The organism is Bradyrhizobium sp. (genome assembly GCF_028868675.1).
GTDB lineage: Bacteria > Pseudomonadota > Alphaproteobacteria > Rhizobiales > Xanthobacteraceae > Bradyrhizobium.
The window spans coordinates 17909-31947 of sequence record NZ_JAGWUA010000030.1; the positions used below are offsets into that span (position 1 = coordinate 17909).

Here is a 14039-nt window from a genome sequence, read left to right on the forward strand (position 1 = left end):
CCTTACGCCGCCCGGTTGAGCTCGGCGGCGCCGGCGGCGCTGGCGGTCTGCTCCTTCAGCGCCGCGATCAGCCCGGGACGGTCGAACTTGGCGACATAGTCGTGGAAGCCGGCCTGCCGGCCGCGCTCGATCGCCGCCGGCGACACCAGCGCCGACAGCCCGATGATCGGCATCGAACCGAGATTGTGGTCGGAGCGGATCACTTCCGCGAACTCGAACCCGTTCATGTCGGGCATCTCGATGTCGGTCAGCACCACGTCGAAGCTCTGCGCGCGCAGCGTGGCGAGCGCCTCCTGCGCGTTCGGCGCGGTGCGCACCCGGTAGCCGGCGGCCTTGAGCACCGGGGCCAGCATGTTGCGGAAGAAGGCCGAATCGTCGACCAGCAGCACCGACTGCGAGGCCATCGACGGCTTCATCTCCTTGCGGGTGAACCAGTCGGCGAACGCCATGGGGAGGAAGTGGCCGACGTCGATCACCTCGGTGGCCTGGCCCTTGATCACGGCCGAGCCCAGAATGCCCGCCCCCGCGCCGCCGACCTCGATGTTGAGCCGTTCCTCCACGATGTCGATGATCTCGTCGACCACGAGGCCCATGGAGCGGCCGTCGTCGGCGAACACCAGGATCGGCTGCGCGCCCTGGCTTGCGACCGTCACCCCCTCCATGGCCACCAGCGGCATCAGCTGCTCGCGGTACTGCACCATGTAGCGGCCGTTACTGAACTCGATCTTGTCGGCAGGCAGTTCCTCGAGCCGGGTGACGAGGCCGAGCGGCACCGCCTTGGGCTGGGCGGAGCCGGCGCGGAACACCAGCAGCGAAGTGGTCTGCTCGCCGGAGGAGGCATGATGGGCGGCCTGCTCGTCGGCCATCTCGTGGGCGGAGGAGCCGGCCGCGCCGAGCGCCTTGGCAATCCCGTTGGGGTCGATGATCATGATCACCGCGCCGTCGCCCAGGATGGTGTTGCCGGAGAACATGTCGATGTGGCGCAGCTTGGTCGACATCGGCTTGACCACGATCTCCTCGGTGTGGAACACGCCGTCGACCACGATGCCGAAGGTCTGGCTGCCGACTTGCGTCACCACGATGAAGCCGTTCTCGGGGTCGGAGGCCGCGCCGTCGTCGATCTTGAGCAGCTTCTTGAGGTGGATCAGCGGCAACAGCTTGTTGCGCAACCTCAAGACCGCGGTGTCCTTGATGCGCTCGATGCGGTGCTCGGAGTTGGCGCGGGCGCGCACCAATTCGACCACCGAGAGCTGCGGGATGGCAAAACGGTCGCCGGCGGCCTCCACGATCAGGGCGGAGACGATGGCCAAGGTCAGCGGGATCTTGATGGTGACCGAGCAGCCCTCGCCCGCCACGCTCTTGATGTCGATGGTGCCGCCGATCTGGTCGATATTGGTGCGCACCACGTCCATGCCGACGCCGCGCCCCGACACCGAGGTGACGGCGGCGGCCGTCGAGAAGCCCGGTGCGAAGATGAACCTGTGGACCTGGGCCTCGCTCATCTTCTCGAGCTCGGCCTCGCTGACGAGGCCGTTGGCGAGCGCCTTGGCCTTGATCTTCTCGGTGTTCAGGCCCCGGCCGTTGTCGGCGATGCAGATGATGATGTGGCCGCCCTCGTGATAGGCGGAGAGGCGGATGGTGCCCTGCTCGCCCTTGCCGCTAGCCTGCCGCTCGGCGGGGGTCTCCAGGCCGTGGTCGGCGGAGTTGCGCACCATGTGGGTGAGCGGGTCCTTGATCAGGTCGAGCACCTGGCGGTCGAGCTCGGTGTCGGCGCCGTGCATCTCGAGCTCGATCTGCTTGCCGAGCTCGCTCGAGAGGTCGCGCACGATGCGGGGCAGCTTCTGCCAGGCATTGCCGATCGGCTGCATGCGCGTCTTCATGACGCCCTCCTGCAGCTCGGCGGTGACGTTGGACAGCCGCTGCAAGGGCACCTTGAACTCGGTGTCCTCGTTGCGGCGGGAGATCTCCAGCAGCTGGTTGCGGGTCAGGACCAGCTCGGAGACCATGGTCATCAGGTGCTCCAGCGTATCCACGTTGACGCGGATCGACTGGTTGGCGATGCGCTCGCCCTCACTGCCGGCCTCGTCCGCCGCCGGCTTCCTGGGCGACGCCTTGGTCTCCTTGGGCTCCTTGGCGGCCTTGACCTCCTTGGCAACCACCGGCGCGGCGGCGGGTGCAGCCGGCCTGGCGGCGGGCGCCGGCGCCTCGATCGCGGTGTCGCGGAAGGCGCGCTCCAGCTCGTCCAGCGACACCTCGCCCGGGCGCAGCGGGCGCTCCAGCGTCTGCTCCACCAGCGTGCCCTGCGTCAGCTCCTTGGGCGCAGCGGCCTCGACCGTCGCCGGCATCTCCGGCGCCAGCGGCGGCGCCGACGCTGACATCGAACCCGACATGGCGGCCATGCCCTGCTCCACCATCGCTTCGAGCTTGTCGATCAGGTCGCGGTCGTTGCCCTCGGGCTCCGCCTCGGTCGCCTCCAGCCCCGCCAGAATCTCCTTGATCCGGTCGATCGACGACAAAATCACCGTCACCGCTTCCGCCGTCACCGGCATGCCGTCGCGAAACTTGCCCATCAGCGTCTCGCCGGCGTGCGCGATCGCCTCCAGCCGCGGTAGTCCCAGAAACCCGCACGTGCCCTTGATGGTGTGAACCAGGCGGAAGACGTTATCCAGGATCCTGGCGTTGTTCGGCTCCTGCTCGAACTTCACCAGCTGATTGTCAACGGTGTCCAGGCTCTCGCTGGTCTCCGTCAAAAACTCCCGCAACAGATCATCCATGGAATACGCCTTACTAACCTGGACTTCGCGGCCGTGTCGGCCCTTGATCCCGTCGGGCGCGATGGCCTTTCGGGACCGGCAGCTTTGCCAAGCGGAGGGCGTCGGCGACGACGCGGCGGCCGCCCAGGAAAGGACGGGATGCCCTCTCCTCGATCGTTAGACATTGCGTTTCACGGTCCCGTTAATTTCGTCCTCCGTGCTAATACGGATATTGAAGGCAAGTGAGGCGGTTGCAGCAGCCGGTTGGCGCGTTCCGGCAACGCCGGGAGCGACCGGCCAAACGGAGGCTGCACAATCGTGCCGGCAGCGGCCCGCACGCGCGGCGAAAAAACTCCCGGCGGTGAAAGGCCATGCATGCCAACCGGCCGAGTTTGAATCAATTTGTCGACGATCGACGACTGCGCAGCACACGCGCGCGCCACCTTGCAGGCGAAGCACCCAACCTGCGTTCGAGGTGAACCAACCCTCACCTGCCGAAGCTACTTGCGATGTTGCGCGCTAACTCAATCGAGAGGGCGCCTTACGTTTGCGCGCCCTGCTTGGTTTCGCCGCGAATGCCGCAGGCTGTCCGCCCGTTGCCGTGGATGTGGACGAGAAGACGCAACTAAGATAATATATGCGTAATTCATACAACCAGACGAACGCAGTGCGCGGTCGTGATGCCGAATGCAATCCGCGTGACCGGAAGTGGCCGTCTGCGTCGCGATCCGCACGATTTGTTCGGGCCTGCACCCAATTGCCACTTGTTCCCGAGAGGGGAATGGGGGACGCTGGGTCGTCGAAACTGCCGCGGTGATCTGAGCTTCATCGGCCCGGAACAGGGCGGGAGGCGAGCTTGGAAGGGATGGGACGTCCACCGAATGGCTTCCTGTCTGCCATGTCGGCGGACGACTATGAACTCATTCGCCCGCATCTACGCAGCATCGACCTGCCGCACGAAACGGTGCTGGCGAAGCCAGGCGACGAGCTCGAGCGCGCCTACTTTCCACACCGCGGTATCATTTCACTGGCGGTGAAGCTCGCCAAGGGCGACCACGTTCAGGTCGCCATGATCGGCCGCAACAGCCTCTTGGGCGCAATGTCGGCCATGGCCGACACGAGCGCTTTGAACAATGCAGTGGTGCTCGTCCCCGGAACGGCCTCCATGCTCGATCTCGACCGGCTGCGCGCCGCGGCCGACCAGAGTTCGCGCTTGCGCAAACTGCTCGCGCGTCACAGCCTCGCCGTCTACGTGCAGATTCAGCAGATCGCCGGCTGCAACGCCGCACATCCGGTCGAGGCGCGGTTGTCGCGATGCCTGCTGCAAGCCCAGGACCTGTCCGGCGACCGCAGGCTGCTCCTGACGCAGGAAACGCTGGCGCAGATGATCGGCGCGCGGCGCAACAGCGTGTCGCTGGTCGCCAACAGCCTGCAGCAGGCCCGCTACATCCACTACAGCCGCGGACACATCCAGATCGACAATCTGGACGGGCTGCGCCAGACCGCGTGCGAATGCTACGCCACGGTCAAGGCGCAGTACGACGGGCTGCTCGGGCCCTGACCATCGGCAACAGCGGCGTGGTAAACCGACGGCTTACGGCCGTCGGCAAAAGCCCCGCGCATGGCTACGGGATGCGAAACGCAAATGGCGTAGAAGCATGCAGAGCCGACAACAGGCAGAACAACCATGCTCGACCTCCCCATGGCCGCAGCGCCCTCGCCAAAGACGTCGTTCGACGCCGAACCGGCGCGCGAGCCGGATGCATTCGACGCGCTGGTGCGCGAGATCGGGCACGACGGCGCGTGTGAAGTGCGCGCGGTGTTCTGGGCCGAGACGGGCGCCCGGCTGCGAATGTTTCGCGACATCGCCTTCGCGCCGCACCGCGCCAGGATCGAACGGGAGGCCCATTCGCTCAAGAGCGCGGCGCAGACCTTCGGCTACCGCCGACTCAGCGCGCTGGCACTGCGGCTGGAGCGCGAGGCGGCAACGCTCGCCGAAACCGAATACGGCGAATTGCTGCAGCAGATGGACGCAGCCTATGCCGCGGCGCTGAAGCAGGATTTGGAAGGTTAGCGACGCAGGGCGCAGCCGGCCCGCCGTACTTCTACGGCGTTCGATGTTCACAGATGGCTAATCATAGGTGGCGATAGTCGCGCGAGACCAGGAGGGCCTCGATGTTCACCTATGAAACAGCGGACCAGAAGGAAGTCCGTCGCTTTCGCATCGCGCAGTTCAACGGCAGGATGGCGACCGTCAAGTCGGGTGAGGCGACGGTGACCGGCTTCGTGCGCTCGGTATTGGAGCAGGAATCGAGCATTCCGCCGCGCTGGACCATCACCCTCATCCCGGGCGCCTCCAAGAGCACCAAAAGCGGCACCAAGCCGCTGCGGCCGGGCGCGCGCGTTCGCCCCTTCGCGGAAGACTATTACTGAGCGCACCGCTGCGGCCAGATCCCGCCGACCGGCCCGCTTCGCCGTCAGTCGATCGAACGCAGCAACGCCGCGCGGACCAGGTCCGCAGTATTTCGCGCGCCGAGCTTGCGCATGGCCTCGGCCCGATGGCTCTCGAAGGTTCGCGGGCTGATCTGCATGCGCAGCGCGCCCTGCTTGTTGGAATAGCCCTCGCTGATCAGCCTCAGCACCTCGCGCTCGCGCCTGGTCAGCGGCTTGTGGCCGGACAGGGCGGGAAACTCGACCAGGCCCAGGCCGTGCAAGGCGGGTTCGGATTTCGCATCCGCCTCCTCCACTACGGCTGGCGACGGCAGGGCATCCTTGTGCGGGCCGGCGAGCTGCTTGACCATGCCGCACACCCGCTCGGTCTGCGTCAGCGCATTCTCCACTACCCGCTGCAGATAGGCGCGGTCGCCCGACGCCGGCGACAGCTGGTCGCTGTGATGCTTGATCTCGCCCATGTAGAGCAGAAGGGCCGTCAGGGGCCCGTTGAGCTCGCGGGCAATGGCTGCCGCCGTCTCGTCGGCTGCCCTGGCTCGTGCCGCATTCACCCGGACGAGTTCGAGCTCTTCGTGCGGGGACGCGCTGTCTTCGTACCAAGCCGACGACCGCGAATCAGCGACGGAATCATGCTGATGGCCCATGCGGTTCGTTTAGCGGAACCCGCGCCGATCTGTGGTTAACTTTTTGCTCCGTAAGATTACGGTGATTTCGGCGCTTCTGCGGATGTTTTTCGGCCGAGGCACAATTCATGCTTGTGCGACCCCGGCGCCAATCATGCTGAGGTTGCGAAAGCCGGTCGAATTCCCGGCCGCCAGCCATCCACATCGTTAACGGCGCCCGGGTGACGGACAGCCGGGTCATCCTTCTTTACCGATAAATTAACGTCGCCTTGCTTCTCTTGGTCGCAGTTGTGAGCGCGCGAATGCCTCCACGCGACGGCCACGCCGTGCGCGAATAGCTCCGGAAACATTGCGAGCCATGCTTGAGATCGAACGGCTCTGGGAGTTCCTGCAGCGACTGACGCCGCTGTCGCGAAGCTGTCTGCTGAGCGAACTCGAGCGACTGGAGCTGTGCGGGATCGACATGCCGGGCTCGGCCGACATCCAGGCCAAGCTGCGCGCCGAGTTCCGCAAGGACGGCTCGACGCAGGGCCGCGCCGCCAGTCCCTCGCGCAGCTTCTTCGCGCCGCTCGAGCCGTTGCTGATCGACGGCGCACCCGAGCACGCGAATGTGGGCCGGATCTCGCGCAACACGCTGACGCCGATCTGGGAGTGGATCTGCCGCGATCTGCTGCCGACCATGGCGCGGGATTACATCAAGGCGGTCACCGAGCAGATCGCCGCCAACAACCAGAAGGACGCGCTGAAGACCGCCGCCGCGTTCCAGACCAAGGTCGTCAAGGTGCTGGAGAACACGCTGGCTTCGCCCGAAGGCACCGAAATGGCCCGCGGCAAGCTTGCGCAATACACCGCCTCGCAGTTCGCCTTCGACGACGTCGTCAAGATGCTCCACGCGCTGCGCGCCGCCGACGCGCTGGCGAAGTTCAACGCCAAGCTGCCGGAGCGGATCGCGAAGTTCGACGACGCCAAGATCGAGCAGATGACGACTCTGCTGAACGGCTTCAAGAAGAGCCATGCCGACGCACTGCCGTTCGCGATCGCATTGGTGGGACAGCGGCTGAAGACCTCCTGGCAGCTGATCCGCCTCGCGACCAAGGCGGCCGCGAGCAAGAGCGCCGCCGACGTCGCCGCCGCGCCCTATGCCATCGCGGTCTCCATGGTGCTCGACCAACTCGACGACAAGCGCATGGCGCTGCGCATCGCGCTCAAGAACAACAGGGTGCTGGTCTGCCGCGACCTGCTCGCCGACATCTACGACACCGAATATGCGCTCCGGGTCCGCATCGACCAGATCGAGCAGTCGAAGTGGGGCGGCCGCCTGCAGCAGTTGATGGACGCAATCGCGACGCTCGTAACGACCGAGGTCGCCCGCTTCCCGGACAATGTCGGCCACATCCTCGGCTCGCGCCGCCTGCGCAGCCACGACACGCTGAGCGGCAAGCTCACCTATCTGGCGTGGAAGGGGCGGGACGCCGTGCAGGACGGCGCGGCGGCCTTCCGGAAGCTGATCGGATAAGCTCGAGAGCCGCCTACTTGCCCGGCATGCGGGGCCGGCTCAGGAAGCGGTCGAGAAACCGTCCCGACAGCACGAACCTGAACCACCAGAACATCACGCGCCGCGTCGTCATCATGCGATCCTCGACGGCCGGTTACTCCGACTGGGCAACCGATAACGCCGCAGCGGCCGAATGCCTGTGAGCTGCTTCACACCGGCCCCGATCGGCCGGACGGGAGCACCTGTTCGTGATCCGGGCGGTCCCGCCGCCGCCCATATGGAACCGTTCCGCCGGCTCGGATGTTTTTCTGCAAAACAACCCCATGCACAGCGGGGGGCGCCGCTCTCAAGGAAAGGCTCCCGTCATGTCTGTCTCCCCTGCCGACCCGGTCCTGCTCTCATCCAGCGAGCATCAACTCCAGCTTCGCCGCGCCGTGATCGCGTCCACCATCGGGACGGCGATCGAGTGGTACGATTTCTTCCTCTATTCGACCGTCACGGGCCTCGTCTTCGCAAAACTGTTCTTTCCGCATTCCGATCCCTGGGTCGGGACGCTCGAGGCCTTCGCGATCTATGCCGTCGGCTTCATCGCGCGTCCGATCGGCGCCGCCATCTTCGGACACTACGGCGACCGCATCGGCCGCAAATCGACGCTGATCGCAACGCTGCTGCTGATGGGGCTCGCCACCTTCGCGGTCGCACTGGTGCCGACCTACGGGAGCATCGGCATCTGGGGCGCCGCGATCCTCACCGTACTGCGGTTCATCCAGGGCGTCGGGGTCGGCGGCGAATGGGGCGGCTCGGTCCTGATGTCGATGGAATGGGCGCGCAACGACCGCTCGCGCGGTCTGATCGCCTCCTGGCCGCAATTCGGCGTGCCCTGCGGCCTGTTCCTGGCCAACCTCGCGGTGCTCGCCTTCAGCCAGATGTCCGGCGAACAGTTCCTGGCCTGGGGCTGGCGGATTCCGTTCGCGCTCAGCCTCATCCTGGTGGGCGTCGGCCTCTACATCCGGCTCGGCATCCTGGAGACGCCGGTGTTCTCGCGGCTGCTCGCCGAACGCAGGGTCGAGCGCACGCCGATGCTGCAGGTCATCAAGGAGCACCCGAAGGAGATCCTGCTGTCGGCCTTCGCGCGCATGGCCGAGCAGGCGCCGTTCTACGTCTTCACCGCCTTCGTCTTCTCCTACGGCATCACCACGCTGCACGTTTCCCGGGACTTCCTGCTGACCGCGGTGCTCGCGGCATCCGTGCTGTCCTTCGTGTCGATACCGGTGTTCGGACATCTGTCCGACCGCATCGGACGCAAGGCCATGTACATGATCGGCGCGGCCGCGACCGGGGTATTCGGCTTCATCTATTTCGGCATGCTCGGCACCGGCTCGCACCCGATCATCTTCTTCGCCATCATCCTGTCGCTGATCCCGCACGACATGATGTATGGGCCGCAGGCCGCGCTGATCGCCGAAAGCTTCACGGGACGGCTGCGCTACAGCGGCGCCTCGCTCGGCTACCAGCTCGCGTCCGTGATCGCCGGCGGGCCGGCGCCGCTGATCGCGGCCTGGCTGTTCGGCACCTTCCACTCCGCCACCGCGATCGCCGCCTATGTGGCGCTGTGCGCGGTCGTTTCGGTGATCGCGACGGCCGCCATGACCGATTACACCGGCAAGGACATTTCAGGGGAGTACAAGACGACCTGAACGCCCGTCGCGCCGCGCCCCTTGCGGGGCGCGCGCGCCTGCGGACCGAAGGTTTCAGGCGGCCTTGATGTTGCCGAGGAAGAGCTCGACCTCCTTGCGCAGCATCTCCGATTGCTGGGACAGTTCGTTGGAAGCCTGGAACACCTGGTGGGCCGCAGCGCCGGTGTCGGACGCGGCCTGCCGGACGCCCGAGACGTTCGAGGATATCTCGGTGGTGCCGAGCGCCGCCTGCTGCACGTTGCGTGCGATCTCCTGCGTCGCCGAGCCCTGCTCCTCCACTGCACCGGCGATGCCGGAGGCGATCTCGTTCATCTGGCCGATGGTCGCGCCGATGCCCTTGATGGCGGTGACGACCTCGCCGGAGGAGGCCTGGATGGAGGCGACCTGCGCGCCGATCTGATCCGTCGCGCGCGCGGTCTGTTCGGCGAGATTCTTGACCTCGGCCGCCACCACCGCGAAGCCCCGGCCGGCTTCGCCGGCCCGCGCCGCCTCGATGGTGGCGTTGAGCGCCAGCAGGTTGGTCTGGCTGGCAATCTCGTTGATCAGCTTGACCACCTCGCTGATCGCGCCGGCGTCTCTCAACAGCCCCTGCACGGTGACGTTGGTGCGCTCCGCCTCCTCCACGGCACGCTGCGCGATGCCGGCGGATTGCGCCACCTGGCGGCTGATCTCGGTCACCGAGCTCGCCAGCTGCTCCGAGGCGGCCGCAACGGTCTGCACGTTGGCCGAGGCCTCCTCGGTCGCGGCGGACACCGCGGTCGCCTGCGTGCTGGTCTCCTCGGCGGTGGCCGACATCTGCGATGCGGTCGCCTGCAGCTCCGTGGACGCCGAAGCCACCGACCTCAGCACCGAGGTGATGCTCGAATCGAACTCCTGCGTGAGCTCGTTCACCCGCGTGGCGCGCGCCATGCGCTGGCTCAGCGCTTCCGCCTCCCTGGCGGCGAGTTCCTTGGCCTTGATCATGTTCTCCTTGAAGACGATGACCGCGCGGGCCATCAGGCCGATCTCATCGTGCCTGTCGGGCGCGGGAATCTCGACCGAGTGATCGCCGCCCGCAAGCCGCCCCATCGCGCTGACCATGCCGAGGATCGGCGGCACGATCGATTTCGTGGTCAGGTAGACGATCGTCGCGGCAATGCCGATGCCGACGCCCATCAGCACCCAGAGCAGCGTGGTGAGGAAGGTCGTCTCGCCGAGCACCTTCGCGCCGTCCTCCTTCAGCAATTGCTGCTGCCGGCCGACCATGCCGCCGGCCCGCCCGCCTTCGGCACCCCTGGCGCCGACGAAGATGTCGAGCAGCCGGTTTGCGCGCGGCGCCGCCTCGTTCGACAGGAACCATTGCGCCATGTTCCAGCGATCGGAGGCGCGAATATCGAACATCTTCTTCGGCAGGGGCGCGAACTTGGCGCGGGCCTCGACCAGCGCGTCGAACGCCTTCTGCTGGTCGGGCGTCATGTCGGACCGCCGCTTCGCCAGCGAGTCGAGCTTGGCCTGGTTGGTCGCCCACAGCTCCTCATATTCCGTCTTGAAGGCGGCGTCGGCGGTCAGGAGATAGGCGCGGATCGCCGCGACCCCCATCGCCATGCTGCCGCGCATGTCGGCGAAATCGAGCAGCAGTCTCTTGCGCGTGTCGGTCGAGGGAATGCCGCCCTCCTCGTCGATCATCGAGGTGAGGTTCTTCAGGATCACGTTTGCGAGAGGCGCGGCTTCGGTCGCCAACAGCTTCGCAGCGGGCTGCTCGTCGATCGTGTGCGCGATCGCTTCGGCCTTGTCCTGCGCGCCGCGCAGTTCGTCGAGCAGCGGTTTCGCCGCCTTCCAGTCCGCCTTGTTCTGCTCGCTCGTCCAGCTGCCGGACAGGCGGTCCATCTCCGAACCCTGCTTCTGGATCTCCTTCCAGAGCCCGGCGCGCTCCGCCCTGAACGTCTCGCTGCCGGTGATCAGCCAGCCGCGCAACGCCGCGAGCGAGGCATAGACCCCGGATTCCAGATTGCTCGCGGTCAACGCCGTCGGCACGCGGCGATTGACGCTGACGTCCGTCGATACGTTCACGGTGTTGAGCTTGAGCATCGTGATGCCGACGATCCCGGCCAGCAGGGCGCAGAGAACGCCGAAGCCGAGGGTCAATCGCCCGCGGATGTTCAGTTTGGGGAGACGCACGGCTTCCTCCTGCACGAAACGGATGACTTGTTGAGCATTTGCTCAAGATGTCGTCGTTAATCGTGAAGAATGGTATCCCTGCTGTTGATGCAGGTTAAAATTGCCGCCCGGCGCAAGACGTCCCGCGGGTGTCGGATCGCGGCAAAGCGGGTGGCGCAGGGCGAGCGATCTCCGCGAGACCAATCAAACGTTTTCGACATCAATGGCTTGCCGATCGCCTTCGCGCTCCCGATGACGGGATCGGTGGAATCGGAATGGGCGGTCGACCCGGCGGCGCGCCTTCGCCTACCGCCACCAATTGTTCGCAGCGGCCACCGTCTGGAAGTGCACGGCGATGACGTGAGAAGCGGTGATGAGCTGCGCGGAATCCTGCTCATAGGCAGCACGCAATTGCGACCGCACCTGATCGGAGGGCTGTGTGAGCTTCACCCCCATCCTGGAAAGCTTGACCGCAAGCTCGAAACCCGCCTGCGGAGTATCGGTCTTCAACGACGGCAGCCAGAGATCGGTCATGGACAGCTCCCGAAAGATTTGCCTTGCGGACCGACCATACTCCTGTAAAACATATATTTCAAATGCTCATTTATAGAGACCCGGATGACATCGGCAGAGCGGCAGCAAGGAGCAATGCCATGAGACATCGAATGCATCCCGTGACCGACGAGGCTTCCGCCGATCCCTATTCCGGCAGCAGTCTGGTGCCGATGCTGGTTGTGGGCCTCGTCCTGACGCTCGTCGGGATGGCGGCAGCAGTCATCCTGGCATAATCGCGGACTGCTGCTGCGAGAGTCAGCGCTCCTTCGGCACGCGTCAATCGCGCGAGGCGGGGCGTTCGCGAGCGCTGGTCCGACTCATAGAGGCGTCGGGTCGACGGCCGTGGGCCTGCGCCCCGCCGGGTCGGCCGAAGCGATGCCACGCAGCCCATCGAGAGCCAGGGCGACCAGCTCATCGTCCGCTTGCGCCGAACAGACGGCGTAGACGGGATAGAAGAAACTGGGAGCGCCCGCAACGAGATGCAGCTTTCCCGCCGCTATGTAAGGCGCCACCACGCGCTGTCGAAAATAGCCCGACCCGCCTGCTTCGAGGATGTAGGTCAGTGCCAGCGGTCCGAGGCCGACGAATAGGCCCGGATTGTTGTCCTCGGGAAAGCTCAGCTCATGATGATGAGCGAAGTCCGGTCCCCAGTCGACATAGACATAGCCGTCCGGCTCGACCGTCCTGGCGTCCGCCCTGGTCGTGACCAGGACGAGCTTCTCCTCCAGAAGCAATTCGACGCGCGCGCCGGGCCGGTACTGTGGCGCATACATCACTGCAAGATCGAGCGCGCCCGTCGACACATGATCGGTCAGGCTGTCCGGCACGTCGACCTGGACGCGGAGCGCGACGTCCGGCGCACGGCGACGCATCCAGTGAAGACATTCGGTGAGCCACGGGTGCCAGAGACTCAACTCCCCGCCGATGGTCAGAACAGCCCGCCATCCGGGCGGCACTGCGACCTGATGCCGCGCTCTTTGCCACAATTGCACGAACATCGGCGCGTAACGGAGGAACTGCTCGCCCGCTGCCGTGAGCGAGGCGCCATTCTTGTTGCGGACGAAGAGCGGTCGACCAAGCTGCTCCTCGAGTGAGCGGACACGGGCGCTGACGGCCGTCTGGCTCACATTCAGCTGTTCGGCGGCTCGTACGAAGCTGCGCGCCCTGACGATCTCCAGAAAGGTCCGGGCAAGTTCGACGTCCATAGCCACCTTCCTCTGGTTTCTAATCTAGCATTTTTTGTGCATCAATAAACCTATTAAATTCGTTTGCTTGCTTGAAAACGCGGCGCGAGGATTGGAACGCGCCGAGTGTTTGAGACTGTGCCCGGCCACAAGGACCGTTCGCGCCGGGCCGTCGGGTACGAGGGATGCCAGGGCATGCAGCGACGGCGAGGATCAGACGGTCTGCTGATTTCGCCAGAACCGACATGACGACATCAACTCGCCGTCGACGACGTCGCTTTCGCGATCGACTGCGCGAGCCGTGAAATGGTTGGGAGGTTGACGTGCCTCAGGATGCGGACGGTTCCGGACTTGCGGCGCTGTTGTGGGGACTGTGGATCTACTGGACCATCTCCTCGTGGTGCGACTATCTGTCGTCCCTCTCACAGGCCAAGAGAGAGCGGCAGCCGGCCCGACCGAGTTCGCCAATGGCGAGTGTACCGTTAAGCGGCTCGGCGGCGCCGGCGGATCTCGAAGTGCTGATGTCCGAACTGCACCGCTGCAGCGGCAGCATTGCAGTCAGGGACTTCGTCGAAGCCAGGCTTGCCGCCTATGAGGCGATCGTCGCCGCATTCGATGCGGGCGATCGGAGCACGCTTCGCAAACTGGTCTCCGCCGAGGTCTACGATACGTTTTCGGACGCCATCGCGGCCAACGAAGCGCGGCTCGAAAAGACCGAGACGGTGTTCTCGAGCATCGAGCCACCCGAGATCCTCGGCGGCCGTCTGTGCGAGACCCACGCCGAGGTTTCCATGCGGTTCGTTGCCGAATCCTACAGGCTGTCGCGCAGCGGGGCAGGCCAACCGGTCGGGGGGATCTCGGGCAAACGTCACAGCATCGACGTCTGGACGTTCGGATGCACGTCGTCGTCGCCGGTCCGCGAATGGCGACTGATTGCAGCGGAGGCGGGCGCCTCATGAACGGACGGATGAGCCCGAGCCGAGGCTGCTTCGACCGGTGCGATGACGAGCCCGACACGAACGAATACGCGTCGCCCCCCTGTTACATGCACGAAGTGGACCCCTCCTACTTCGGATTGGCACCCCCGCCGGATCGGAATCCGCGCGATCCCGAACTCATCCCGAATGCGCCCGCCAGGATGCGCG

General features: G+C 65.6%; 12 protein-coding genes and 1 pseudogene. 8 read left to right on the top strand and 5 right to left on the bottom strand.

The window, feature by feature from the left end; translation table 11 throughout:
* Positions 1–2: 2 nt before the first annotated feature.
* On the bottom strand, positions 3–2774 hold the full coding sequence (locus KGM94_RS06620) for a hybrid sensor histidine kinase/response regulator (RefSeq protein WP_300256147.1): 2772 nt from the start codon (positions 2772–2774) through the stop codon (positions 3–5).
* Between the two features lie 844 nt (positions 2775–3618).
* Between KGM94_RS06620 and KGM94_RS06625 the strand changes: the two genes are divergently transcribed.
* From KGM94_RS06625 to KGM94_RS06635, 3 genes are all read left to right on the top strand, one after another.
* Positions 3619–4314 (top strand): Crp/Fnr family transcriptional regulator, encoded by a 696-nt coding sequence (locus KGM94_RS06625; protein WP_300256149.1) that lies wholly within the window; start codon positions 3619–3621, stop codon positions 4312–4314.
* Between the two features lie 126 nt (positions 4315–4440).
* Positions 4441–4827 (top strand): Hpt domain-containing protein, encoded by a 387-nt coding sequence (locus KGM94_RS06630; RefSeq protein ID WP_300256150.1) that lies wholly within the window; start codon positions 4441–4443, stop codon positions 4825–4827.
* A gap of 101 nt (positions 4828–4928) precedes the next feature.
* Complete coding sequence (locus KGM94_RS06635; protein WP_300256151.1) at positions 4929–5186, top strand: hypothetical protein; 258 nt, start codon at positions 4929–4931, stop codon at positions 5184–5186.
* A 44-nt stretch (positions 5187–5230) separates the two neighbouring features.
* Here KGM94_RS06635 and KGM94_RS06640 read toward each other — a convergent pair whose 3' ends face one another.
* Positions 5231–5848 (bottom strand): helix-turn-helix transcriptional regulator, encoded by a 618-nt coding sequence (locus KGM94_RS06640; protein ID WP_300256152.1) that lies wholly within the window; start codon positions 5846–5848, stop codon positions 5231–5233.
* 337 nt (positions 5849–6185) lie between these two features.
* On the opposite strand from KGM94_RS06640, the gene KGM94_RS06645 reads away from it, so the two are divergent.
* Positions 6186–7343: a hypothetical protein gene (locus KGM94_RS06645; RefSeq protein WP_300256153.1), complete on the top strand. Its 1158-nt coding sequence runs from the start codon at positions 6186–6188 to the stop codon at positions 7341–7343.
* 344 nt (positions 7344–7687) lie between these two features.
* A complete protein-coding gene (locus KGM94_RS06650; protein WP_300256156.1) occupies positions 7688–9019 on the top strand; it encodes an MFS transporter in 1332 nt (443 codons plus the stop codon).
* A gap of 54 nt (positions 9020–9073) precedes the next feature.
* On the opposite strand, the gene KGM94_RS06655 is transcribed toward KGM94_RS06650, so the two are convergent.
* Both KGM94_RS06655 and KGM94_RS06660 read right to left on the bottom strand, forming a co-directional pair.
* Positions 9074–11176, bottom strand: coding sequence for a methyl-accepting chemotaxis protein (locus tag KGM94_RS06655; protein WP_300256158.1), 2103 nt, complete (start codon positions 11174–11176; stop codon positions 9074–9076).
* A gap of 285 nt (positions 11177–11461) precedes the next feature.
* Positions 11462–11689: a hexameric tyrosine-coordinated heme protein gene (locus KGM94_RS06660; RefSeq protein ID WP_300256160.1), complete on the bottom strand. Its 228-nt coding sequence runs from the start codon at positions 11687–11689 to the stop codon at positions 11462–11464.
* 119 nt (positions 11690–11808) lie between these two features.
* Here KGM94_RS06660 and KGM94_RS06665 point away from each other — a divergent pair, with 119 nt between their 5' ends.
* Positions 11809–11943 carry a hypothetical protein gene (locus KGM94_RS06665; RefSeq protein ID WP_300256162.1) on the top strand — a complete coding sequence of 45 codons (135 nt, stop codon included), beginning with the start codon at positions 11809–11811 and terminating at the stop codon, positions 11941–11943.
* Positions 11944–12027: 84 nt separating this feature from the next.
* Here KGM94_RS06665 and KGM94_RS06670 read toward each other — a convergent pair whose 3' ends face one another.
* Entirely contained in the window at positions 12028–12915 is an 888-nt protein-coding gene (locus KGM94_RS06670; protein WP_300256164.1) for a LysR family transcriptional regulator, read from the bottom strand.
* A gap of 302 nt (positions 12916–13217) precedes the next feature.
* Between KGM94_RS06670 and KGM94_RS06675 the strand changes: the two genes are divergently transcribed.
* Together KGM94_RS06675 and KGM94_RS06680 are read left to right on the top strand one after the other, a co-directional pair.
* A complete protein-coding gene (locus tag KGM94_RS06675) occupies positions 13218–13853 on the top strand; it encodes a Tim44/TimA family putative adaptor protein (RefSeq protein WP_300256166.1) in 636 nt (211 codons plus the stop codon).
* Positions 13850–14039, top strand: a pseudogene (locus KGM94_RS06680) (hypothetical protein); the annotation flags it as partial. The gene KGM94_RS06675 and the pseudogene KGM94_RS06680, both read left to right, overlap by 4 nt.